This window comes from Bacillus sp. PPSBB_2 (genome assembly GCF_045291115.1).
Classification (GTDB): Bacteria; Bacillota; Bacilli; order Bacillales; family Bacillaceae_G; genus Bacillus_A; species Bacillus_A cereus.
Genome location: NZ_CP147983.1, coordinates 4,678,983 through 4,704,261, shown reverse-complemented (window position 1 = coordinate 4,704,261; position 25,279 = coordinate 4,678,983). Strand labels below are relative to the sequence as shown.

Here is a 25,279-nt window from a genome sequence, read left to right as displayed (position 1 = left end):
ACTGTAAATATTACGTTTAATTTCGCTTTTAGAGGTTTTTAACTCGTTCAAGTAAATCCGTTACTTGTTGAAGGCGCTCTTGAGTTTCTTCTAAAGAAATTTCCGCTAGGTCTGCATGTTTTGACCAGAAGTCATTAAAGGCGTGCCAATCTCCCATAATATACATAGTTTCACTTGAATCATGTAGCCTTAATAAAGAACTAACCTCTTTAAATGTTCCTTCGATTTTGTTTCCTAATAGTTTTTTGTCGTATGCTACCTGGTTCGTTATCATATAAATCCTCCTTTCAAAATTTTTATTGTACGTGGTTTAGATGGATCGCGTTGGATATATCCCTTTTCTTCCAAGTGTATTAAGTGCATATGTACTGTAGAACTAGAGGCGAGTCCGGTTGCTTGGCAAATTTCTCTAACAGTGGGAGGATATCCGTTTTCTACTACTTTTTCTTGGATGAAAGTTAAAATTTCAGCTTGTCTACTTGTTAATGGTTTCATGGTGTATACCTCACTTTATGCATGGAATATCTAACCATATGATACCAAGACATTGAGAATAAACCAAACGCTTGTTCGTATTTTTAGGGGGTTATGCTCCCATAAACTCTTTATCAAAGTAGAACTTGTCCATTAAGTTATTTACAATCCCGTTGAAATAAGCGAATTTACCTTTCTTCATTTTTACTCCGGATTTAATCTTCATAACAAATTCTTTAATAGCTTTTAAGCCAATAGTAAGTTCTTGGTCTTTAGTAAATGCTTTATCACCTGTAGAGAAGTTTGTAACTTTATTACACTGTCTTACGACCTTCCACAGTTCTTGAATTGTTTTAGATTCACTGTGAAAAGAGTTAACTAAAGAAACAAAACGTTCTGGTACCCAGTGAGCAACAAAATCAGCTTGTTCAATATTCTCTTCTAGAGCATTGCTATTCTCATTACTATTACGTTTGTTTATATCTTTTATATTTTGTTTTAAGGAAACAGGTTTTGTTTTAATGGTAGGACACTTTGTAGGACTTTTTGCATCTACCTTGTTGGACACTTCTTCCACAATTGGTTGAATGATAATAGCGTTAGAAGTTTGAAGCATATCTTTTTTACGTTTCATCGCTACTTGCTGAATCATCTCTAGATCCACAAGTTTCTTCATTAAACGTTGTACAGTTTTATATGAAACTCCTATCATGTCAGCAATTGAATTTTTGCAAAGGAAACTAACGCCTACATATTTGCAGCTGTGGCGCTTTAAAATTTCAAGTAATTCAATTAGTTTAGATTGTACATCGGTACGCTTAATAGACATACGGATAATGTCTCTATATGTACGTATAGTTTTGTTCAATTCTTCTAATTCTATAAATGGTGATAAGTTACGGAATGATTCTTCACTTGCTATAACATCTATGCATTTCTTTTCCATATTATATGTCTCCTTCTTGGAAACAAAAAAGCAACGTCACCAATAATATGGTAAACGTTGCTTAATAGACCCTGCATGATGTACAATAACTCATGAGAGTATAGCAAGTGTTTACCTGGTCAGCTCAGGTGAACGGTATAAGAGTGTTGGTAGCACTACTTATACACGCTGTGCTCTTTTGTTTTGTAATTTTTCGTATTTACGTGAACTTTATATGTTTATATTTAAATACAAAAAATCAAGTTATACATAGGCAAACGATCTTTATTGGAAGTTTAAACACGTCAATTGTACACCCGAGGGAAGTTTTTAAAGAAGCCTTCCGTCGTGCAGCAGCCTCTATCATATGTCTTCATAACCATCCCTCAGGAGATCCCACGCCGAGCCGTGAAGATATTGCAGTAACAAAACGCTTAGTAGAATGCGGCCAGATTATCGGAATTGAAGTACTCTTATCCTAATAAAAAATATAGGGCGAAATTATATTAGCATTGAAAATAATCATGTATCTCACTTTTGCCCTATCTTAATTTAAAATATGAGCTGCGTATATATCTGTTGTGTCGTTAAGTTGATTATATTGATTTAAATGTTTTTTTAATCAATAAATGTATTAAATCGTGAAGCTTTAATTTTAGGTATACATAGTGAAGGGTAGGGGAATGAAGATTACTATCGGAGGGTACACTGGCTATTTTTTGTTCTATTTATTAATTATTTTAGGATCCCCTCTTATAGGGATAAGAATTGAAGTAGAGGATAGTTGTTTAATTTTTATATTAGGGGAAGGAGAGCCATCGGCTCTCTATTTTTTATTTTTGTATGAATGAAGGGGGAGAATTATAGACTTGTCAGTTTTATTTTGATGTCTTATTTCTAGACGAGGTTAGCGAATTAAAAGTGTTGAAGTAGCAGAAGAGTTTGCGCTCTTCTTTCAGCGGTTAAGTTTGAGACATGAATATATAATTGGGAAAGTTAAACGTATGTTTGTTTGGAAGAGAAGTTAAATAATATATAATTTAAAATTAGGTTTTAGGATGATTTTCTAATAATAAGTAATTCATGTAACTCACTTCATTTTGTAGATGATGAAGACAAATTAGAGATATGTATACTGGAAGGTTATAAAGCGGCTTGGGAAATAGATGTAGTTCTATTAGTAACCTTGTCTAAAGAATACAACGTAGATATAAAAATTTATATTTTTGGGCGTGGTATGGAATTTAATCAAGATGTTGAAATTTATAAGGGCGAAATTATTAAGAACGTAGAGATTGAATTTGATGATTACATGTGGGAATGTATCAATCCTAATATAGGCGGATGACAATCAAACAAAAGCTTTATTTGTGCGACACGTTTCCTTATAAGTGTGTATATACGAAATAGGAGGGTTATCAATTTGATAGCAACAACTGATTGGCTGAAAGTAGGAATGAAAGCCGTCAGGTTGAGCTGAAACTACTTATCTGATACTCCTACATGCAAGGCGTGAGAGTAGTCATAAATTGTATGAAGCTAGGTGAAGTCGGCTGAACAAAACCTAAGTGAGAAATCATATGGTGATGGATAGGCCGGGATGCTACAAAATATCTATGGTGAGAATGTCCAAAAAGGACTGACGAACATGTGAATGTATGGGTCTAAACGCTTAATACATTAGAAATGTGTATGTCGTCAATGACGACGTTATCTACCGAAAAGTAAGATTGAATAATATGAACTTCGGAACATCTAACGATGAGGATGTAAAGATAACAGGCTTACAGCAAGCACCTAAGAATACATGTATAGCTAAATCAATCGGAACGTGGTAAGCAAGAAACTGTCACAAACGCCTACTAGCAGACAGGTGCATATAAGGTTCTAACGAACCGAAATTGCTTTATTCTTGTGAAGGTGGGGACACAGTACCGACGAATCATGTAATGAATGTGGAGGGATAGTCCCTAGTTTTGTTCGTTGAAGACTAAATCAATTAGATGTAACTCACAGGATCGAGTAAGATGATGTGACCTTTCATAAGAAAGGGGAATTAATACGTTGGTGAGTACAACATTATTTGTAATCTAGTTGCTTTTAGTATAAAAGGATAAGATGGGACGCCGTATGTCGGGAAACTGACACGTACGGTGTTAGGTGGGGGAAAAGGTGGAAATAATATCAAAGCCTTACCTATCACGCACGGAAGTAAAGGCAGGTGATGAAAGATGATGGGATTTAATCCGTTTCATGGACAGCATATTTGATAGGAATGTCGCTTATAACAATAGTGATTGCAATAGCAAGGATAGTTATTTAATAAAAACGAGCACTTGTGCCAGAGTGCTCGCTTATGAAACCTTAAACCATTTTATTTATGTTTATGTGTGTGAGTCATGAACAAGGAATAATTAGGAAAGTAAGGATTCAAGATAGTATATGTATGCTGGAGTGATTGGTTCTTAGAACCAAAAAATAGCAGCTAGCAAAAGCTAACTGCTTAAACAAAAGGGTGACCGAAATAACAAAAACTCGATTAAAGGAGGTGTTTACAGTATGCACATGAGTCCGTTTTTTATACCAGGGAGTCATGAGTGTTTGGTTATATATACCTAATGTTGAACGATGATTTTGTTAATCGGTCATGAAAAGATAGACGGGTAGAAATTAAGAATTTGAGAATGAAAAATAAACCTGTTTTAGGAAGGCATTGGTGAGCTACTGAATGAGTTAGAAATATGAATTGTTATATAACAATTCAGTATCTTATTTAACACCTATGATGTTTTCAATCGAATTAAAGGGATTTTTATGATCTATATGAAACATCCCTATGTTCCTCGTGGGGAGCATTTATGTAAGTACCTGAAAGGGTTTCACCTGGTTTCAAAATCCAAATGGAAGTCCAGCTACTATCAGAGATATGAATAGACCTTAAAGTTATTGTGGCATCGTTCCATGTTTCGTGATAGCTTACAATATCTGTATAATCACCAAGTAAAATGTAAAAGTCAGTATTGTTAGTAAAGAGGTTTTTCTGCTTAATACCGTTCATTATTAAATCCTCCTTGTAATGGTTGATTGTATTTTTTTTATGTATGGTAATCGAATTATTTGGTTAAAATAACCAAAGTTGAGCAAGTTAGTAAAACTAAGTGCTTAACTTCGATGGTGACTCAAATATGGGATTTCTCCTGAAGGGGAGATGTTTATAATATATTCGGAGTTAAATGATTTATTCTTAATTAGGGAGAAAAATGGTTTTAAAAACCATAAAATAAAAATGCTGTTGTAAAGTGAGGGTAGAAGAATGAAAGCTTTGAAGAAAAGAAAAATTAGAAAAGCAATTGCGCGTCGTGCGAAGGTAGTGGAAAAATATCAGTTTGATAAGGCTTGGAGGAATATTTTTGTACGAACTGGTTATTTGAAATAAATGGAATTTGGATAGAGTCTGGCTAAAAAACTAGAGGCCACCAATTTTTAAAACAGCAATTGCAGCTGTCTTAAGAAATGGTGGCCTCTTTTATTTTGGAAGGGAGATGGGGAAGGAAGACACTAAAGGATTAATTACATGAGTGGGGAAAACAAGTGGAAAATAAAAATTAAGTATGCGTGAAATTGAAGAATGAATAGGGGTTCGTGGTTCGCATTATGAATGTAGACTTAGAGCATTAAGACAAAAGTAATAAAAAGGAGTGGTCTTGTATGACGAAATGATTATCTTTCTTACAAAAAATTGATAGAATAGCAACGCAGAAAAAATTAGAAGGTGTTCTCGAAAATGTACGTTTATATAGACAGTTTGGAATGATGCATGAAGAAATGAAAGTCACTCCTTCTTATGAAATTAGATATCATGGACCTACAAATGATGTAGCGATGGTTAATATTCAACAAAGTAAAAGAGAAGAGTGGATTAAGCAAACATCATTTCGTATTGACCAGTTTCTTAGTCGTTTGGGTAATGGGCGCGCAGGAAAGGATCAAAGAGACATCATCATTAAACGTTATTTAGAAGATGAAGATGTATGTGATTATATGGTATATAGCGAAATCGGCATGAGCGTACGTATCGACGTGTTAAGGCTAGAGTATTTTATAAACTTGCTTTTGCTCTTAGATTAGAAGTTTATGAGACTGAAGAAACGGGAGGTAATGAATCATGAATTTTGTTCAGCCTATACGTAATCCAGAGCAAATACAGCAGCTAAAAGAGTATTTTAAAGAAAAGAGCTTACGTAATTACATTCTCTTCATTATGGGAATCAATACAGGTTTGAGAATATCGGAAATTTTGAAATTGAAGGTAGGGGATGTCAAAGATAGTCATATATCTATAAGAGAAAAGAAAACCGGGAAACAGAAACGAATACAAATTACTGCAGCATTGAAAAGAGAACTCAAATGGTTTATTGAAGAAAGAGAAGATAGTGAGTATTTATTGCAAAGTAGACAGGGGAAGAATCTTCCAACCGGTCGTAGCATGGCATATAAGTGATATTAAGTATAGCTGCAGAAGAATTTGGGCTAGATGAAATAGGAACACATACACTGAGAAAGACGTATGGGTATCATATGTACATGTAAACAAAAAACATAGTATTACTACTCATGGAGATATTCAATCATTCGTCAGAGAAGGTCACGTTACGTTATATAGGTGTAAACCAAAATGCAATGGATAAAGCAATGACTAGGTTTAAAATCTATACAGTTACTCATAAATTTCGTACTGTGTAACTCAAAAGAGAAAGTGAAATGAAATCAATGATACCAAGGGGTTCAGCGAAGGCGTCAGTTACACACAATATAAGATATGGGTAACTGCAGGTATCGAGAAATCGGATGGTGTATATACATAAATATAAACTGTAAGGGGAGGTAATTGTGATTCATGTTAAATGAAGAACTATTAGAAATAATCATTAAAGAGGGTGTTGCAAAACTCATAAATATCCAAAAATGAATGCATAAAGAAACCCGTTTTCCTGGAAGAATGATAGTATCCTAAAACTATCTCCAGAAAGGACGGATTTACTAGTATGATAACCAATTTTGATCAAAATCAATCCATTTTACAAATTTTATTTGCCTACNCGATCAATAGCGTGAGCTGTTTCGTGTAATTCAAGATTGATTGAAGTATGCATATTACCGTAATTACTATATCCTATACGAGCAACAACAGGATTCCCGCCAATACCTGGAACAGAGTCCCAGGTATAGCCTGTACCTTCCCAGCCTCTAGGGATTTGCCCTCTTAAATAAGAATATTCGGGTAAATAAGTGATTGGAAAGTTAATGAGTTTAATACGAATATTTTTATGGTAAAGAGCATATAGAGTTTTGCTATCAATGTTGCTAATACGCTGTATCATATTGGCGGCTTCTTGTTGATTATAGTTGCCGGAAGTTTGGACGATGATAAGTTGTTGAGGAAGATTCGCCGGTGATGGTGTGTGCAGTTTTTGGAAACTGGGAAGGATGGATGGAAAGAAAGGAGAGATAGAGACAGAGTGATTCGTTGTATTTTTATCAGAAATGATAGGTTGTCCTTTTTGAGCGCTCACGCTAATCGAGGGTATAATTAGGAATAATGAGAAACATAAGACAGTTAAGAGTAATTTTTTGAACTTCATAGTTATTCATCCTTTAAAAGTAATTTATATCAATAGTATTATATTATGAGGTTCAGATAATGGTGATAAGAATGTAATCGTTATTTTTATATGTAAGGAGGAAAAGAAAAAATAGGGATAAAGTTATTAAAAAATTATAATTTTTTCGTATGTTCTCACAGAATGCTAATGTGCAAGATAAGTCTATAGCTTGCTATAAAAAAGAGAGCTACATGGTCTGTATAAGACAAGTCATGTAGCTCTGGAAGTGAGTAGGAGGACAAGTGAGTTTTTACGTCCTCGCAGAAATTTAATTAGGATATATGTATTTTAACATGCAGGACTTGTAGCGAGGAGAGAAAAGTGTTCTTTAATAAAGGACAAAAAATAGATAGTTGAATATAGGATTGTATGGTATTTTAAATTAGGTAAATGATGGTGGAAACCACTTTTACAATATATGTATAAATAGATTTACGGGCATCCATTGTAATTCGGAAGAGCTTTTGCTCTTCTTTCAGCCGCTAAGTTTTAGACATGAATGTATAACCGGGAAAGTTAAACATATATGCTTAGCGGTTGAAAGAGGGGCTAAATAATACATAATGTTAGATTACGTTTTTAGGGTAATTTTTTAATAATAGGTACATGCAGTACAAGTTGTACTAGAAGAGAGCACTTTTATTATTGAGGTGCTCTTTTTGGTTCTGGTGCAAAGATAAGGATACAGTCCCAAGAAATAATGAAGATTCCTACTGGAATCATTCTTTACGCTGTTAATCCAAATAATTGATAAATAAATTCTTTTTGATTTTGAACAGACTGATCCCGTAAATCAACCTGTTCTTTTTTTATCATATGCATGGCTTCTACTCCTGCAAGAATACATGTAGCTGTGCCAAAAGATTTAAATCCTAACATAGAGCGTACACGTTTTTTAATGAACCGGTGGTCTTGCTCCACTACATTATTTAGATATTTTATCTGCCGAATTTGAGTGCCTAACGGCACTTTTTTCTCGCTCTTTAATTTAGTGAGGGCAACTGGATAAGCAGGATTTTTATCAATTGTGATTGTACGAGGTTTTGAGACATGGAAAGACTGCAAAGCCTTCTTAAAGAATCGCTTTGCAGCCTTATGATTTCTAGTTTTACTGAGATAGAAGTCAATCGTATTTCCTTCAGAATCAACAGCACGGTATAAATACACCCATTGCCCTTTTACTTTTATATATGTTTCATCCACTCGCCAGGAATCATTTGTTTGTTTCAGATGACGTCGGATCCGTTTATCTAGTTCCGGTCCGTATTGATGGACCCAACGCATAATCGTTGTATGGGATAAGGTTAATCCTCTTTCTTCCATCATTTCCACCAAATCTCGAAAACTTAGATTGTACCGCAGGTACCAACGAACAGTTAATAGAATGATATCTGGTTGGTAATGCTTCCATTTAAACAAATTGTCCTTTTTCATACTGATCACATCTCCTTTGTAGAGTAATAGTATCAGTATGTCCAAGATTTAAAAATTCATTGCACAAGTATTATATTCTTTGCACCAGAACCCTCTTTTTTATAGGATTTATAATGGGGTGATGGATGAAGGTGGTAAGAGATGTATGAAGGAATGAAGAATGCAAAGATATAGATGTGTGGTAGGTTAATTTCGGGATAAGGGATACCCATTCGCATTCTTCACCCTTCTGAAAGAAATGTTGGAGGAAAACAGATGGATTGTAACTGCTTACTAAGTTAAGGGTCTGAAATAAACAGTAGACAGCGTCAGTTTTCCAACCATTTTTAGTATATGTAGAAAAATGGTTTTTAAAACCAAAAATAATGTGTTGTCTAGAACTTTTTTTAAAGAATAAGCATATAATGAAGCATCGGACAACACTTATTGATAGTGCTTTTCCAAAGACCTTCCTTTCTATATAAATGATGCAAGAGCAGCCATTCCCTTGGTCGCTCTCTTTTTACGTCCATATGTACTTTTATAGAAAGAGGCATAGATATGAAAAATGGGCATATAAAGTATATAGAAAATATATGATAAATTGGTTATTTTGACAAAGTGAGGAGTGGGATACGGATGGACAGTTTGGCTAAAATTATTTTATCAAATGGGAAAGAATATATTGTATCGATTCAGCTTGGTTCCCTCATTGGAAAGACACTTGTAAATGGTGAGGGAGAATTTCTTAATACGTTTGTTGTGTTACCTCATATAGATGTGGAAACAGGAAACGAAATGCAAGTTGCTTTAAATCCGCGGTATATAGTAGCGATTGAAGAGTCAAATATAAGAATGCAACCTCATATACCTTCAGTATTTAGAATTGAAAAAATAAATAAGGATTTAGAGTGAAAGTATCCATCTGAGTACTTTATTAAGGGAGGGAAGTACACAAGATATCACTCTAGATAAATGGGAAGAAGCCCTAGAATGAGTCTAGGGCCTACAGGATACTTGTTTAGGGAAACTGCATGTAACTACAAGTTACATGTCTAAGGATAACATTGCATCTGTATAAAAGCACTGATGAATTTGTCTTAAAATCGGACAAAAAATACCCTGGATTAGCATGGCAACCCACAATTTTTTTAGAATACAAGTCCATCAGACTTGCTAAATAAACTAAACTTCTTTCGTCGGTATATAAATAATATAAGCTACCTAAGCTTGATTTGGCGTTTCTACCTTGAATTGACGATCCAACATATTGTTATGTATCGGATAAGAATATTTGGAATTTGTAGTAGCTTTATCTTTTTTTATAGTTTTTGATTGTAACCCTTGTTCTTTTATGATTCTGGTCACTGTTTTTTGTGAAATATACTTTCCTTTTTGGCGTAACACAGATGTTACCTTCGGGCTTCCATATAAACAACGTGGCTCTAGAAAAATACAATGTATTTCTTTAGTTAAGTGTTCCCTTGATATTTGCTTGGGACTTTTGGTGTGATTTCGCCATCTATAATACCCGCTTCGGGATACATGTAGAACTTGGCACATCTTCTTCACTTGGCATGTGAAGCGGCGTTTCCTTCGAATTACAGACCAAATTGACTCAATCGTATATTTAAAACGAATCAACCGAACCGTCATTATGTTACTGTTATAGATATAACCTATCTAAATCTTGGAGATCGTTTCTATGATCTGTTTGCTATCCAAGTCTGTTTAATGATGAAATTGTCGCGTGGGAGCTATCAACACGAAATGATCTGAAGTTGGTGAGTGGCATTGTCGAAAAACTGGCTACAACAAGGGCGGTATAAGAAGTAATTCTTCATTCAAATCAAGGTTTTCAGTGCATATCTAAAACATACAATAATCAAATGAAGGCATTAGGGGATAATAGGTTGTCATTCTCGCAAAGGAAATTGCCTAGATAATGCATGCATTGAACATGCATTGAATCGTTCTTTGCACACTTCAAAACAGAAAACGATCTCTATCGAGCTGTGGGGGATTATATTTGGTTCTATATTTATGAACGATTTCAGAAAAATCTAGATCAGTGTGCACTAATTGAATATCGGAGCACACTGATTGCATAGTATTTTTGAATATGTCTACTTGACAGGCATAAGACCAATAACAGACTCCTTTAAAAACTATAAACAATGAAATAAAGCAAATATATTGAATCTGTTTCATAAATCATATTCTGGGGTATTGTCTTGACTTTTATTGATTGGATGTAAAGGGATTACTTTAGAAGGATCCAAATGTTGTCTAGCTTGATGCTTTAAATGCTTTTCTAATTCTTGGATAAATGATATTGGATTTTCAAATGTGTCGTGTAATGCTAAGTTTATGATATGTGATTTAGAGTTACCTGTATTTAGCATATTTACGAGTTCATTTTCTTTGTTACTATAGGTAAACATGGCTAATAATGATTTTTGAATTCTATAATTTTTTTGTTTTAGACTCTGAATGGTCAATTCTTGTTTATTTAATTTATTTTGTAATTTATTATTTTTATCTTCCAATTGTTTAATTCTTGAAGCAATATTGTACAAATGTTTATCATAAGGCTCTAAATACTCCCACAGTAAATCTTTGTTTTTCCCACCATACTTATCAATCAGTTCTTTAATATCAATTAAGTCTAGTTCTATTGATTGAGAAATAGAAACTTTTTGTGACTGTATAGCATTAACTGTATCGACTAACTGACGGCCAATACGATCTTTCTTTTTCCAAAAATCATAGCTTGTTTTGATAGAGAATGTTCCTTGTTCATAAAGGTTAGTAGCATATTCCCAAATATGTTTATATTTTATTTGAGGGTAAGGGTTGTGGTTTTGGTTATAAACTCTAAGTAAATATAGTATCTCTTGTTTAAGCTTTTCAGTGAGTTCATATTTTTTTGGTCTGCCGGGTCCTTTATTTGAGTTCATCAATCTCCACTCCTAATAGGTATTGTAATCTTGCAATAGAAGTTTTGTCGTATTCTATTCTGTCAAACGTTGTCCTTAGCTCAGTTTTTAATTGAGGATTAATTTTTCCGAATTCATCTAAATGGTGTAAATTATATAGCCCTACTAAGTAATTAATCTTTTTTTGGATATTTTTATAAATTACACTAATTTCTGTAATAATTAATTCTCGTGTTTCTTGTAACTCATGTAGTGATATACCCCAATGTTTGCAGAAGTAACATCCTGTAAAGTTCCAATTGAATGAGGGACAGGGCATTGTTTTATCTTTACAATAACCCAGGTTCAATTCGATAAAATTACTGGATGCATCACGATTGTAGGTGTTACATTCACTATAAGCAATGTCATCATATAGTTTTTCATATTCTTGAATACCATGTGGTGACACGAAGTTCTCTGTATTTTGTAATATAAATTGGTTTGTTAATCTTTGTATATCTGTGTCAATCCAAAATTTCATATGGTTCCCATAAGAATATTGTGTGTTAAGGTCAAAGTGGCCTGCCAGTCTCTCAATCTCGACTCGGTCATATCCTTGCATCATTAGTGATATGATAGCTATATGTCTCAAATCACCGGGTTTAAGTTGATGGTTAATCTCTAAGTTATATTCCTCTTTAATAACCTCCATATAAAAACATTCAATTAATTTTTGTAAATATTCTCGAGTGAATATTTTTTGTTCATAGTTTATAGAGCTCTTTATATTCTTTAATGTTAGTTCCTTAAAAGCTTCGAAAGATATTAGGTATTCGGAAGATTCATATTCTGATGTTAGCTGTAAGTATTGTGTAATTTTCCCGTTTAATTCTTTTGGGATTGGTAATGTGTCATATGTTAGTTCAGTTCTGTTTTTTTTATTCCGTCTTTGCTTAAGACGAGGGAAAGTTAGGGTATTCTCTGTAAGAGAGAGACAATCTTTCTTAATTAAACAAAATTCACTAGGGCGCATTGGTATAATGGATGTTATATCCCACCATAGGATGACTGGAAAGAATTTAGTCAGTTTATTGAATTTTAATTTTTCTGTTATCTGATCTTGATGGGTTATAAAAAAATATTCTATACAGTCTTTAAAGACTAAGATATCTTTTGGTGGAGGCAAATCACGATTGCTTGTAGATGATTTTATTTTAGCTCTTTCATTTTCTAGTATCTGAATGTAATACGGATCTATAGGGAGATCTGTATAAAATTTTGAAAAGCTAAGAAAACTATTTATAAAGCGTAGTATGGTTTCGGGAGCCACAGCTTTGGTTACATAGTCATTACTTCTAGAGTTTTTTCTACTATAGACTTTACCGGAGTTAATTAATTGGATTAAATTTTCATAGTTCGTTTGAAACCCTTTTGTTAGTCGACAAATAGAGTATAAATTACTAAAAAGTTTATAGGTTACCGAGGGGGATTTAGAATCTAAATGTAAAATAATCCAACATTTTAAAGCTAGTATACATTCATTAACTACTAAATTACTATTAAACTCAAGCAATGGTTGAAAAGATTCAAAATTGAAATAATAAGTTTGGCCATTGATTAATTCAGTGAATGACCAGATATTACTTTCGAAATCCTTTGTTTGGTTAAAAGATTTTATATCGAAATACTCGTTAAATAATTGTTGAGCCTCTATAATATTTTCATTAATATCAAATACATTATCAGGGGTTGAAAGGTCTTCTAAAACTTTATGATTAATTTTTAACAAGCGAATCCTCCTTCATTACGAAATTGTATTTAATAGATTCCGTCTGTCAAATATTTTTTAGTCTTTGGTAATTGTTGAGAAAGGAGCGTGAATTTTTCTTTGCCACCTTCAACAAAATCATATATTAAATCACCAAACTGTACTTTAGCTGATTGAACTTGTAGCCAGAGCAAGTAGAAATGATTGGCCATTTTTTTCTTTTCTCCTTCTTTAGCACTATCAAAATGAGAAATTATATGATGGATCCCTTTGAGATACGTGTTCATTAAATTGGATAAGGCAAATACATTAACAATAGAAAAGGGACAACAGGTGCAGTCTCTATTACTGGTTATATCGTCATATTTGCATCTGGAAAAGACACACTGGTAATATTCTTGTTTAGAATATAATGTATTGGCCATTGCTTCAGAGAGGAGATGTTGAATTTCCTCTTTTTTTAAGCCGTTTATTACATCTATAACTTCCCATTGTTCAGTTGCTAGACGATCTATGAGACCAGAAGAGACTTCTATTTTTTGAACATCACCAAATTTCTTTGTTAACGCTAGCATTTTTTGTGTTTCTACATTTTTTTCAATGTTTAATCCATCAAATAATTTGTTAGTTAATAGCTGAGTTATATAGCCGAAGGAACTTCTTTCAAAGATTTGCTCTATTAAATGAGTAAGTTGCTTCTCATCTAATTTAATGTAGTGCATTGTTGAATCTTCATTAAAGTGAGATCTTGAAACTTTAGCGGCGTTTAAAGATCTTAATACAGACCAAATCAAAGTAGTAAGCGTACGATTCATTTTTCGATTAGAAAATTTAAATTCATGTTTGAAATATTTAAAAAAGACTTTATGTATTGTATGTCTCGGTTGAACTATATAACGAGTTTTAATCCATATTAAAGCACCTACATTTTTTGGAATACTCTTAGGTGATGTGTTTTTTTGATTTGGACTTGGAGCAACGATATGATAAGCATTTACGCGTAATTGACAAATACTTATGGCTGTTGCAAAAGCGATTTTTAAAGGATCAGCAATCCGAAAAATGCTGTCTGCGCCAGTTTTGTGAATCTTTTTTACATAACGACCTACCTGGAAGATTATAGAGTTAGCATCATCTATGGAAGGGTTATTTTGTTTTAACCAATCTAGGTCTGTAATCGAGGTATTCGATAAGTCTACTTCTGGAATTTGAGTTATAACTGTTGCATGGCGCCAATTATTTGTAAGTTGTATTAATATGTATAACCAATAACTGTCATAATTACAGTATTTGTTTCCCTTAAGAAAAGATTCGACATCTTGAATTGCAGTAAGTTTGTGTATTGATAAGTCATTGACAAATCGATATAAATCTTTGTACTCCTCATAGGTATATCTAGATAAGTCTACATCACGTTGATTTAAAAAATGGTTAGGATTAGTAAGTTTGTCCAGTGTGTAAGGTGGTTTTTGTGTAACCTCATAAATAGAAGCATAAACTTCTCGGCAAAAATGATATAGGATGCGCTGGTAAGTACGAGGTATGTTTGAGTTTTCTTCAAAAAATAATTTGTTTAAGGATGACGCAGAATAACTATAGATTTCTTTAGTTAATAAATCTGCTAAATGGAAACTTGTTTTTGAGAGTTGGTTAATGTAAATGCTAATATTTGAACTTCTGGTAGCGTGTAATTGTTTTCGAACATATTGAAGCCATAGATCTTTAGTTCGTATTAATTTTTTTGAAAAAGAAATTTGTAAAAGTGTTTCTGTTTTGTAAATGAACTCTTTAAAAGGGTCGTCCATTTCGATACTAATTAGGTTTTTACTGTTTTTACGATTTATTAAATATTGGTGAACATCTTCTTTTCGAAATAAATTCTTACTGCCATTGTATCTTTTTAATACACCCATTAATAAAGAGGGACATTCAGTAGGCTGAATATTGTTTTTTGGTATATAGGAATACAAAAAATTTGTAGTAGAACCATTTTTGTCCATAAGTAATTTAATCTCCTGGATTGTGTAATGTTCTTGCGTATATTGACGTTTTAGAAGCGTTTGTTTTTCGATTAAGTTATGGATCTCATCTTTTGAAAAGAAGTAAATAAAACTTAGCTTATCTGTATTGAATTTATATTCTAATATTTCTACGGGTTTAATGTCATAGTGATCTAATACAGTATTGATGTAATCACTACTGAGTGAAAGATAATTCATTACTTGCTTCTTTGTATAATATTTTTCCCTATACTCAATATATTTGTTATTGCGCTGGGCGTAACTGTCATTCCCTCCACTAGTAATTCCTTTTCTATACGTCTGTAAGTAGTGGTAATCGTTTTTTGAAATAAATTTGCCATCGTGGCTACTGCCATAAAGCGTATGTATTTTTATATTCATGTGATGCAAGAGGGTGACTAAGTTACTGCGCCCCATAGATAATTCATGTAATACTTTGTTGATACTCACATGTTGTTCAAAAAAATGAATGATTTTTTTACGAAGAAAAACATGGTGTTGAGGTTGAGTTATATTTTTGAAATATAAAGGTATTGTAAGTTCCTTGTAACCCAATAAGTTATTTAAATTGTATTTTTGAATGTTGTTAATCACACTTAGTAATGCCCGGCGTGGGAAAAATTTTTTTGATTTTTTATCTATAGAGCTTATTCTTAATAAATCATATCCAGTAATGTATTTATCATCGGTTATATACTTTTCAATGAATTCTAGTGGAATAAAAATATCTTTGTATATTGTGTTGAACTTATGGAGAGGAATATTATGTGTTTTACATAGCTTTCTTAATGTTTGAGGAGAAATATTACAGCTATCCATGATTTGTTTACCAGACATGTGTTTTTCTAGGTAGGCAGAGTCTTCATGTTGATTTAGAAAAAGTTTTGTATCGTTTGTCTCCCAAACATCTAGAATATTTGCAGTGGCTAATTGTTTTAGTGTTTGTGTATACAGGTGTTTTGAAAAAAAAGGTGCTGATGGATTTAAGCCGATTCTTTCTGCAAATTGATCACTACTAATTACAGCTTCTTTAATCTGTAAATTCTGTGTGTCGGTTATCTGGATTAGCAAAGTGCATGACATCCTTCCATGTTTTATTCAATTCGATCTCTTCAAATTCATAGGATGAATCAATAGATTTAGGGGATATAATATCTATTGCGCGTATAATACTACTTGTTGCAGTTAAAATATCGGTGTAGTCTAACATTGCTTGCGGTGATCTATCTCCTCTTAAGATAGCAGTTTGTACAGCACTGTAGCCAGCATCTAAGCAAAGGTTGGTAAAGGCACCACGTCCGATGTGTGTACTCCATTTTGTCTCACGAAACTCTTTAAAATCTTCATATCGTCCATTTGTATTTTTTAACATTCCTAAGTAAAAGCGTTTCAAATTATTGAACGTATTTCGGTAAGTATGGGTCTGCATCGCTTCCCCACGACTATTAATAAATAAAGCTAAATTACTTTTAAACTTACTTTTCCCTTTCATGGAACGATGCTTTTTATTCAACCAATCTAAATGTTTTTTGTATAAGTAAGGAACAAGTGGATCTAGTAAAACAGCTTGATCCCGTGGACGTTTCACTTGGTTGTTACTTTGAGGAGAATATAAAGGAAATAAATTTGGTTGCCTATCTCTAATTTTTAAAATTATTCCTTTTTCCCCATATTGTGAGTTGTTTTGGGGTAGTACAGAGTTTATATCAAGGTTCATACATTCGGCTGCACGTAACCCACCGAATATCTGTAAGCAAACTGCAAATGCTATATGAGGAAATTCTATTTTCGCTAGCATTAAAAATTCTCTTATTATTTTTAAACGTATGGCTTGTTTTTCTTGTGGTGTTGTCCACTTTTGGGTTAGGAAATCTTTTTTCTTAATTACGTCAACGTCATAGTCTTGTTGTTTGGGCTTCTTATAATAGAGATTTACATTGAAGGTACTTGTTTGTCTATATGATTTGTTTCCATTTAAATTGTTGGAATGGCTTGGTCTATTTATCAGAGGTGTATTCTTTAAAACTTTTTTTTGGATTCCAAAAAAGTAATAAAAGTGTAGAAGGTAATATTCTTTGCGTTTAACAGTATCACGTAGGTTTCCTTTTTCTCCACAATATTCTAGGAAAGTTTCCATATGGCATAATTTTAAATCAGCGATGCCTCTTATCTTTTTAAATATTGAATGACCACTGTTCTTTTGATGGAGTATATAGTTGAGAAATTGTACCAAGGTATCTGCAACTGCCTTTTCGCTGTTTATTGAACCTGATTCATTATAGTAATTTTTATCAAGGAAGTCTGTAACTGGGTGAGGGATTACAATTTCATCTTCTATCAGAAGACCAATTATATATCGACTATCTGAAATGTATTCATTGCCTTTCATTCGGTATATGGGAACTTCTCTTTTAACGAATTTTATTGTATCTTCGCTAGACTCTAAATTCATATGTCCACCTCTTCCTATTTTGTAGTTAAATGTTTTAAAAGAATTTACTTCTATTCTAAGGATGATTTAATTCTAAGAATACGTTGTATTAATTTTAGCACAATTTTTACAAAAAGGGCGTAAAAAGAAAGCTCTATACAGATTGTCTCTAGAGGGGATTCTTTAAAGAAATAATAGAGTTCTATAACTTGCTCTTTTTTGTTGGGATATGTGCTTGATCATATTATAATAGGTGACCATAAATTCGTGAGTTTAAAGGAAAAAGGTCATATTTAAGACTATGCTTTTTACTTATTTTGTTTTATAATGTGATTTATGAGTTTTTTGTAGAAATTTATCTACAAAAAGGATAAAGATATAAAAAACGTACTGTTTTTATAATATAAAGTAAGAAAAAATGAGTCCGTGAAAACAAGAAAGGAAGATAAATAATATGTTTGGATTTGGTGGATTTACTCGCGATCTTGGAATAGACTTAGGAACTGCGAACACGCTTGTATATGTAAAAGGAAAAGGTGTAGTTTTACGTGAACCTTCAGTAGTTGCGTTACAAACTGATACGAAACAAATCGTTGCTGTAGGTAGCGATGCAAAACAAATGATTGGTCGTACACCAGGGAACGTTGTGGCACTTCGCCCGATGAAAGACGGTGTAATTGCTGATTATGAAACAACTGCAACAATGATGAAATATTACATTCAACAAGCTCAAAAATCAAACGGTTTCTTCTCACGTAAGCCGTATGTAATGGTATGTGTACCATCTGGTATTACAGCTGTAGAAAGACGTGCAGTAATCGATGCGACTCGTCAAGCGGGTGCTCGTGATGCTTATCCTATCGAAGAGCCATTTGCAGCAGCAATTGGTGCAAACTTACCTGTTTGGGAACCAACTGGTAGTATGGTTGTTGATATCGGTGGCGGTACAACAGAAGTTGCAATTATTTCTCTAGGTGGTATTGTAACAAGCCAGTCAGTCCGTGTTGCTGGTGATGATATGGACGATTCAATCATTCAGTACATTAAGAAAAGCTATAACTTAATGATCGGTGAAAGAACAGCTGAAGCATTAAAATTAGAAATTGGTTCTGCAGGTGAGCCAGAAGGTATCGAGCCTATGGAAATTCGCGGTCGTGATTTAGTAAGTGGTTTACCAAAAACAGTACTAATTCAGCCAGAAGAAATTGCAGATGCATTAAAAGATACAGTAGATGCGATTGTAGAATCAGTTAAAAATACGTTAGAAAAAACTCCACCTGAATTAGCGGCTGATATTATGGACCGCGGTATCGTATTAACAGGTGGCGGGGCATTACTACGTAATTTAGATAAAGTAATTAGTGAAGAAACGAAAATGCCAGTTCTTGTTGCAGAAGATCCATTAGATTGCGTAGCAATTGGAACAGGTAAAGCATTAGACAATATCGATCTTTTCAAAACTGCTGCTCGATAATATTGCAAAATAAAAATCAGTGAAATTAAGAGGGTGTGAACGTGCCACAGTTTTTCTTAAACAAAAGATTAATTGTTTTGTTGGTTAGTATTATTCTTCTCGTGGCATTGATTGGAATCTCATTGAAAGAACGGAACAGTTTAACATGGCCAGAGCAGTTTGTTAAAGATACTGTCGGTGTTGTAGAACGTGTATTCCAAAAGCCAGCGAAATACGTAGCTGGATTCTTCGAAAATGTAGAGGATGTAAAGCGCACGTATGAAGAGAATAAAGAATTAAAAGCAAAATTAGATAATTATGCAGGTCTATCAGGGAAAGTAAAACAATTAGAAGATGATAACAAGAAGTTACAAGAGCTAACTGGTAAAAAAGAGTTAAATAGCGGGTATACTGAAATTCCAGCTACTGTTGTTTCTCGTAATCCAGATAAATGGTACGATTTAATTGGAATTGATAAAGGGGCACAGCAAGGAATTAAAAAAGATATGGCTGTAGTAACTTCACAAGGGTTAGTTGGAAGAGTGAAAAGTGTATCTCAGTTTACATCATCAGTAGAATTACTAAGTTCTATGAGCCGAACAAATCGCGTTTCTGCTATTGTACAAGGGCAAGAGAAAATCTTTGGATTGATTGAAGGTTATGACAAAGAAAAGCAATTACTTCTTTTCACAAAGATTGGCTCTGATGCACCGGTAGAGAAAGATCAACTAGTTGTAACATCTGGACTGGGTGATATTTTCCCGAAAGGTCTTGTAATTGGAAAAATCGTTGAAGTTCAGCCGGATGCATATGGCTTAACAAAAACAGCTTATGTAAAACCTGCCGCTGATTTAAATGACGTAGAGCATATTACGGTTGCTAAACGTGCAACACCTTCAGCGCCATTAGAATAGGAGGAGAAGAAGAGATGATGAAGATATTAAAAAGAGCAGCTCTTCCTCTTTTGCTCCTTTTTGTGTTTCTATTTGAAAATATGTTTGCTACTGTTGTTCCAACGGATGTATTTTGGAAAGACAGCATAGCAGCACCGCATTTCTTTATAATCGTCTTATGTTTTATTACAGTGTATTATAGTCCGGTCCAAGGGATTTATTACGGACTATTATTTGGCTTCTTATTTGATACCGTATACACAGAACTTGTCGGGATATATATTTTTGCTTATCCGATTTTAGCTTATTTAGTATATAGTGTGATGAAAGTACTACAATTGAATTTATTTATTGTTGTTTCTATCATATTAGCTAGCGTTGTAGCACTAGAGTATTATGTGTATGGATTCTTAACTTTATTAGGACGTACTCATATGCCAGCGTATGTCTTTTTCACAGATCGTCTCCTTTCTACTTTATTGTTAAATGCTATTTTCTTATTGATAGTTTGTTTCCCACTGAGACGATATATAGTGCGTCTTTCAAAAGCGATGGAAGAAAAAGAAAAAAGGATTTTCTAATTTTATGTCGAATTGAATCGGTGGGGTGAACTTTAGTGGAAGAAAAAAAGCAACAAAATGTAACGATAAAAGGGACAAAAAATGGGATAACGCTTCATTTAGATGATTGTTGTTCATTCTCAGAATTATTGATGGAATTAGACGAAAAACTTTCTACACATTACTACGATGGTGATGGGCGCTCTTTAATTGAAGTGCATGTGAAAGTAGGAAATCGTTATTTAACAGAAGTCCAACAAGAAGAGATTCGTACGTTAATTCGTAATAAAAAGAATCTTGTTGTGGATTCAATTGAAAGTGATGTTATCACTAAAGCAGAAGCAATAGCTTGGAAAGAAGAAACAGAAATTGTCCCTATTTCCAAAATTGTTCGCTCTGGACAAGTTTTACATGTAAAAGGAAATTTGTTGTTAATTGGAGATGTTAATCCAGGCGGAACGGTTATCGCTGGGGGGAATATTTTTGTCGTAGGATCATTAAGAGGAATTGCACATGCTGGGTATTATGGGGATTCGGATGCTGTAATCGCTGCATCTGTTATGAACCCGATGCAACTTCGAATTAGTGATGTGGCAATGCGGGCTCCGGAAGAGAAAGAAGACGGAGCGGAGGCGGCAGAATGTGCGTATATTAATGAGAACAATCACATTGTTGTCGATCGCCTGCAACTTCTCACTCATCTTAGACCTAATTTAACAAAGTTAGAAAGGGGAATTGTATAGCTGTGGGAGAGGCAATAGTAATTACATCTGGAAAAGGCGGAGTAGGTAAAACTACTACATCTGCGAACATTGGTACGGCCCTAGCGTTATCTGGAAAGAAAGTGTGCTTAATTGACACAGATATCGGTCTTCGAAATTTAGACGTAGTAATGGGGCTGGAAAATCGTATTGTATTTGATCTTGTTGATGTCGTTGAAGGGCGTTGCCGTTTACCTCAGGCTCTTATTAAAGACAAACGTTTTGATGATCTTTATTTATTACCTGCAGCACAAACGAGTGATAAATCAGCGGTAACACCTGAACAAATGGATGAATTAATACAAGTATTACGTCAAGATTATGATTACATATTAATCGATTGTCCTGCGGGGATTGAGCAGGGATTTAAAAATGCGGTAGCTGGTGCGGATAAAGCAATCGTTGTTACGACTCCAGAAGTATCCTCAATGCGCGATGCGGATCGTATTATTGGGCTTTTAGAAAAAGAGGATATTGAACCACCCAAACTTGTTATTAACCGTGTACGTAGTCATATGCTTCATGAACAGGATATGTTAGATGTTGATGAAATTGTACGTACATTGTCAATCGAGCTTCTTGGTGTTGTCGAAGATGACGATGAAGTTATTCGAGCTACAAATACAGGTGAACCTGTGGCGTTGCAACCAAGCGGAAAAGCAGCGTTGGCTTATCGTAATATTGCAAGACGCTTGTTAGGTGAGAATGTACCATTACAAGCATTTGAACAAGAAAAGGTATCGGTATTTGCAAAGGTGAAAAACTTCTTTGGAATCCGTTAAGAGCACTTCGCACATATGCGAGGTGCTTTCTTTTTTTCTTCACACGAATATCTTTCTTTCTTAGCTCATACATATGTACAAACTGTATACAACTGTTTTTAATGAAATTAGCTTAACGAAAGAAAGGAGACAGTATGAAGAATAGACGCGTAGAAGAAATTAAAAAGCGGATTGCAAAAAGGAAGGCCGAGCAAGAAAGGATGGAGGAAGAGCAGTATTTTAACGGAGGGAATTTTGATAGTGAAGCAGTATTTATTGAAGATGGAGAAAAGGAAATGCATCCTTTATTTCGAAAGGAAGTCTTTTTCTTCAAAGTTTTATTATCAGCAATATTAGTTCTTTCGGTTGCTATTTTATATAAGAATGCTCCTTCTTCATTCAATGGAGCTAAAGCTGTTACAGAAAAAGTGATGAAAGAGGAATTTCAGTTTGCTACTGTAGCGAAATGGTACGAAAAGCAATTTGGAAAACCGCTTGTATTCTATTCGCCGAACGAGAAAAAAGAAGGAAGTATTCAGCAAAAAGATTATGCAATTCCTGCTTCTGGAAAGGTAATGCAAGGGTTTCAAAAAAATGGCCAAGGTGTATTTGTCCAAACAGCTACAAATGCAAAAGTGGAGTCAGTAAATGAAGGGTTAGTTGTTTTTGCAGGCAAGAAAGAGGAACTTGGAAATACAGTTCAAATTCAACATGCAGATGGTACGGAGTCATGGTATGCAAACTTAAACGATATGTCAGTGAAATTATATGATTACGTTTCAAAGAAACAAAAAATTGGAACGGTGAGTAATGATACAAATGATAAAAATGGAAAGTTTTATTTCGCGATAAAAAAGAATGAGAAATTTATTGATCCGATCCAGGTGATATCATTTGATTAAATATAGGGACGTTTTAACGAAAATTTCCGTGCATCCATTATTTTGGGTTATTATTGTCATTGGTATTTTTACTGCGCGTTTTAAAGAGTTACTACTGTTATTTTGTATTGTTCTTATTCATGAACTTGGGCATGCTTTTGCAGCAGCACACTATAATTGGCGTATAAAAAGAATTCAGCTTTTGCCGTTTGGTGGCGTTGCCGAGCTTGAGGAACATGGTAATAAGTCATTGAAAGAGGAACTTGTTGTCGTAATTGCAGGACCGATTCAACATGTTTGGATGATGCTGGTAGGTTATATGTTGTTCAAAGCTGGTTGGCTGAATGCAGATTTATATTATTTCTTCATGTGGAATAATATAATTATTTTAGCGTTTAATTTACTCCCTATTTGGCCGTTAGATGGCGGGAAAGTATTGTTTAATATACTATCATATCGTTTTCCTTATTTACAAGCACATGAAAAGATGATGAAATTGTCATGTGTTTTTTTTGGTGTAATATTAGGATGGCAGTTGCTCTGGAATAGTAACAATATTATGATGTGGGTACTACTCATATTTTTGGCAGTGTCGTTATATCAAGAGTGGAAACAAAGACGGTATGCATTTATGCGTTTTTTATTAGAACGTTATTATGGAAATAAAAGAGGAATCGAAAAGATTGCACCTATTGAAGTGCAAACGGAAGATCGTTTATATACGATCTTCACAAAATTTCGTAGAGGATATAAGCATTCTATTATCGTCCGTGGAAAATATAAAGAGCATTACACATTGGATGAAAATGAATTGCTCTATGCATATTTTACTGAAAAACGAACAACTTCATCAGTTGAAGAATTAATCGGTTAGTGTTGACGATAGCACTAACCTTTTATTATTGTAAAAGCAAAGAAGATTATAAAGTGAGGAAATAATTTTGAAAACGTTATATGTGAATTACGCTGGTTCGGAAAAGCGCGTTGCAATTGAAGAGAAGAAAAAGATTGTTGAGTTTTTATGGAAACGTAATGAAGAGCAAGAGATTGTTGGGCATATTTATGTTGGACGTATCGTAAGAACAATTGCTGGAATGAACGCAGCTTTTGTAAATATAGGTTTAGAAAAACATGCGTATCTTTCATACGATGATGTACCACCTTCTTATCGTATACATGAAGGGCAAGCGATACTCGTACAGGTTGTGAAAGAGGCAATTGATACGAAAGGGCCTAAATTGACAGCGAATATAGAATTTACCGGGAAATATGTCGTTTATATGCCGTTTGATGAGATGCGAGCTGTTTCTCGGAAAATAAAAAATAATAAAAGAAGACAACAGTTACTTGAAATTGAAGTAGAAGGAACGGGAGGTTACATTTTCCGCTCTGCTTCTGAAAAAGGGGGAATTGAAGAAATACAAGCTGAAATGCAAGGGTTACAACAGTTGTATGAAGAGTTAAAAAGAAAAGAGGATCAAGGAAAGGCGCCGTTATTACTTCATCGACCGGCGACCTTTTTAGATCGTGTATTTCAAGAGAACCCAATTGAAACAATTGAAAAAGTAGTTGTAGATACAAGAAGTATAGTAAAAGAGTTAGAAGACAAAGTTGGAAAAGAAAAAGTATCTTTTTATAATGAAAAGTCTTCGATGTTTAACCATTTTGGAATAGAGCGTGAAATTGAGAAAGCACTCCAAAAAATTGTGTGGCTTCCAAATGGTGCTTATTTAATTGTAGAGCAAATGGAGACGATGACTGTAATTGATGTGAATACGGGCAAGTTTACTGGAAAACAAAATTTACAAGATACAGTACTTCGCACAAATGAGATGGCAGCTGAAGAAATTGCACGCCAATTAAGACTTCGTGATATTGGTGGTATGATATTAATTGATTTTATTAATATGAAAAAAAGAGAAGATAAAGAAAAGGTAAGAGAATGTCTCATAGCTGCTATGAAAGATGATCGTACTTATACAAGAATACTTGGATTTACTGAGTTAGGAATTTTGGAGATGACACGAAAACGTAAAAAACATTCTTTACGTGACGTATTACTAGAAGAGTGTGTATCTTGCAAAGCGACGGGTTATGTGATGTCGCATGAAACAATTGCGTATGAGTTAGAGAGAGAACTAATCACATATGGCAATATAGAAGATGAAGCGGTATTAATCGCTGCGCCTAAAGAACTGCAAAAACAATTTTTGCAAAAAGAATTACAAAAAAATATTCCATTTGAAATTTATTTCAAAGATGATATTATCGAAAAGTACGCTATTATCCGTTTTGGAAGTAAAAAAGAAATTGTAGAACGGAAAAAATAGTTAGTAGAAGATTCATTGACAATA

Annotated in this window: 21 protein-coding genes and 4 pseudogenes; 14 read left to right on the top strand and 11 right to left on the bottom strand. The window is 33.8% G+C overall.

What is annotated here, in order from left to right; all coding sequences use genetic code 11:
- Positions 1-28 precede the first annotated feature (28 nt).
- The 3 genes from V6946_RS23730 to V6946_RS23720 all read right to left on the bottom strand — a co-directional run bounded on the left by V6946_RS23730 (position 29) and on the right by V6946_RS23720 (position 1,420).
- Positions 29-274, bottom strand: a complete 246-nt coding sequence (locus V6946_RS23730; RefSeq protein WP_006927529.1) for a hypothetical protein — start codon at positions 272-274, stop codon at positions 29-31.
- Positions 271-495, bottom strand: a complete 225-nt coding sequence (locus V6946_RS23725; RefSeq protein ID WP_006927531.1) for a helix-turn-helix domain-containing protein — start codon at positions 493-495, stop codon at positions 271-273. The genes V6946_RS23730 and V6946_RS23725 overlap by 4 nt, the downstream gene beginning before the upstream one ends.
- A 91-nt stretch (positions 496-586) precedes the next feature.
- A complete protein-coding gene (locus tag V6946_RS23720) occupies positions 587-1,420 on the bottom strand; it encodes a hypothetical protein (protein WP_006927533.1) in 834 nt (277 codons plus the stop codon).
- 206 nt (positions 1,421-1,626) lie between these two features.
- On the opposite strand from V6946_RS23720, the pseudogene V6946_RS23715 reads away from it, so the two are divergent.
- Positions 1,627-1,881: pseudogene (locus V6946_RS23715) on the top strand (JAB domain-containing protein); the annotation flags it as partial.
- A 2,330-nt stretch (positions 1,882-4,211) separates the two neighbouring features.
- On the opposite strand, the gene V6946_RS23710 reads toward V6946_RS23715, so the two are convergent.
- Positions 4,212-4,457 (bottom strand): hypothetical protein, encoded by a 246-nt coding sequence (locus V6946_RS23710; protein ID WP_061688031.1) that lies wholly within the window; start codon positions 4,455-4,457, stop codon positions 4,212-4,214.
- Positions 4,458-4,712: 255 nt separating this feature from the next.
- Between V6946_RS23710 and V6946_RS23705 the strand changes: the two genes are divergently transcribed.
- The 3 genes and pseudogenes from V6946_RS23705 to V6946_RS23695 all read left to right on the top strand — a co-directional run bounded on the left by V6946_RS23705 (position 4,713) and on the right by V6946_RS23695 (position 6,142).
- Entirely contained in the window at positions 4,713-4,835 is a 123-nt protein-coding gene (locus V6946_RS23705; RefSeq protein ID WP_000645584.1) for a DUF3983 domain-containing protein, read from the top strand.
- Between the two features lie 302 nt (positions 4,836-5,137).
- Positions 5,138-5,568: pseudogene (locus V6946_RS23700) on the top strand (ArpU family transcriptional regulator).
- Positions 5,565-6,142, top strand: a pseudogene (locus V6946_RS23695) (site-specific integrase). The pseudogenes V6946_RS23700 and V6946_RS23695 overlap by 4 nt, the downstream one beginning before the upstream one ends.
- A gap of 344 nt (positions 6,143-6,486) precedes the next feature.
- Here the strand turns inward: V6946_RS23695 and V6946_RS23690 are convergent.
- Entirely contained in the window at positions 6,487-7,041 is a 555-nt protein-coding gene (locus tag V6946_RS23690) for an anthrax toxin lethal factor-related metalloendopeptidase (protein ID WP_406622127.1), read from the bottom strand.
- A gap of 747 nt (positions 7,042-7,788) precedes the next feature.
- Entirely contained in the window at positions 7,789-8,496 is a 708-nt protein-coding gene (locus tag V6946_RS23685; protein ID WP_366981387.1) for an IS6 family transposase, read from the bottom strand.
- Positions 8,497-9,114: 618 nt separating this feature from the next.
- Between V6946_RS23685 and V6946_RS23680 the strand changes: the two genes are divergently transcribed.
- Entirely contained in the window at positions 9,115-9,390 is a 276-nt protein-coding gene (locus V6946_RS23680) for a hypothetical protein (RefSeq protein WP_061688029.1), read from the top strand.
- Between the two features lie 309 nt (positions 9,391-9,699).
- Here V6946_RS23680 and V6946_RS23675 read toward each other — a convergent pair whose 3' ends face one another.
- From V6946_RS23675 to V6946_RS23655, 5 genes are all read right to left on the bottom strand, one after another.
- On the bottom strand, positions 9,700-10,038 hold the full coding sequence (locus V6946_RS23675) for an IS3 family transposase (RefSeq protein ID WP_321540900.1): 339 nt from the start codon (positions 10,036-10,038) through the stop codon (positions 9,700-9,702).
- A 644-nt stretch (positions 10,039-10,682) separates the two neighbouring features.
- Positions 10,683-11,435, bottom strand: a complete 753-nt coding sequence (locus V6946_RS23670) for a hypothetical protein (RefSeq protein ID WP_366981386.1) — start codon at positions 11,433-11,435, stop codon at positions 10,683-10,685.
- Complete coding sequence (locus V6946_RS23665; RefSeq protein WP_366981385.1) at positions 11,422-13,185, bottom strand: site-specific integrase; 1,764 nt, start codon at positions 13,183-13,185, stop codon at positions 11,422-11,424. Before V6946_RS23665 ends, V6946_RS23670 begins: the two co-directional genes overlap by 14 nt.
- Positions 13,186-13,214: 29 nt before the next feature.
- Entirely contained in the window at positions 13,215-16,256 is a 3,042-nt protein-coding gene (locus V6946_RS23660) for a hypothetical protein (RefSeq protein WP_366981384.1), read from the bottom strand.
- Positions 16,216-17,637, bottom strand: a complete 1,422-nt coding sequence (locus V6946_RS23655; RefSeq protein WP_069356241.1) for a hypothetical protein — start codon at positions 17,635-17,637, stop codon at positions 16,216-16,218. Before V6946_RS23655 ends, V6946_RS23660 begins: the two co-directional genes overlap by 41 nt.
- Positions 17,638-17,841: 204 nt before the next feature.
- On the opposite strand from V6946_RS23655, the pseudogene V6946_RS23650 reads away from it, so the two are divergent.
- The 9 genes and pseudogenes from V6946_RS23650 to V6946_RS23610 form a co-directional block, all read left to right on the top strand.
- A pseudogene (locus V6946_RS23650) lies at positions 17,842-17,913 on the top strand (DNA repair protein RadC); the annotation flags it as partial.
- A 157-nt stretch (positions 17,914-18,070) separates the two neighbouring features.
- Positions 18,071-19,090, top strand: a complete 1,020-nt coding sequence (gene mreB / locus V6946_RS23645; RefSeq protein ID WP_000466736.1) for a cell shape-determining protein MreB — start codon at positions 18,071-18,073, stop codon at positions 19,088-19,090.
- Between the two features lie 41 nt (positions 19,091-19,131).
- Positions 19,132-19,983 (top strand): rod shape-determining protein MreC, encoded by an 852-nt coding sequence (mreC, locus tag V6946_RS23640; RefSeq protein WP_001135488.1) that lies wholly within the window; start codon positions 19,132-19,134, stop codon positions 19,981-19,983.
- A gap of 14 nt (positions 19,984-19,997) precedes the next feature.
- Positions 19,998-20,543, top strand: a complete 546-nt coding sequence (mreD, locus tag V6946_RS23635) for a rod shape-determining protein MreD (protein WP_000975766.1) — start codon at positions 19,998-20,000, stop codon at positions 20,541-20,543.
- A 35-nt stretch (positions 20,544-20,578) separates the two neighbouring features.
- On the top strand, positions 20,579-21,265 hold the full coding sequence (minC, locus tag V6946_RS23630; RefSeq protein ID WP_366981383.1) for a septum site-determining protein MinC: 687 nt from the start codon (positions 20,579-20,581) through the stop codon (positions 21,263-21,265).
- A 2-nt stretch (positions 21,266-21,267) separates the two neighbouring features.
- Positions 21,268-22,065 (top strand): septum site-determining protein MinD, encoded by a 798-nt coding sequence (gene minD, locus V6946_RS23625; protein WP_000503309.1) that lies wholly within the window; start codon positions 21,268-21,270, stop codon positions 22,063-22,065.
- 134 nt (positions 22,066-22,199) lie between these two features.
- On the top strand, positions 22,200-22,946 hold the full coding sequence (gene spoIVFA / locus V6946_RS23620) for a stage IV sporulation protein SpoIVFA (protein WP_000797471.1): 747 nt from the start codon (positions 22,200-22,202) through the stop codon (positions 22,944-22,946).
- The gene (spoIVFB, locus tag V6946_RS23615; protein ID WP_006927535.1) at positions 22,939-23,799 is read left to right on the top strand and encodes a stage IV sporulation intramembrane metalloprotease SpoIVFB; all 861 of its coding nucleotides are present in this window, start codon (positions 22,939-22,941) and stop codon (positions 23,797-23,799) included. Before spoIVFA ends, spoIVFB begins: the two co-directional genes overlap by 8 nt.
- A 67-nt stretch (positions 23,800-23,866) precedes the next feature.
- A complete protein-coding gene (locus V6946_RS23610) occupies positions 23,867-25,255 on the top strand; it encodes an Rne/Rng family ribonuclease (RefSeq protein ID WP_000855481.1) in 1,389 nt (462 codons plus the stop codon).
- Positions 25,256-25,279: the final 24 nt, after the last annotated feature.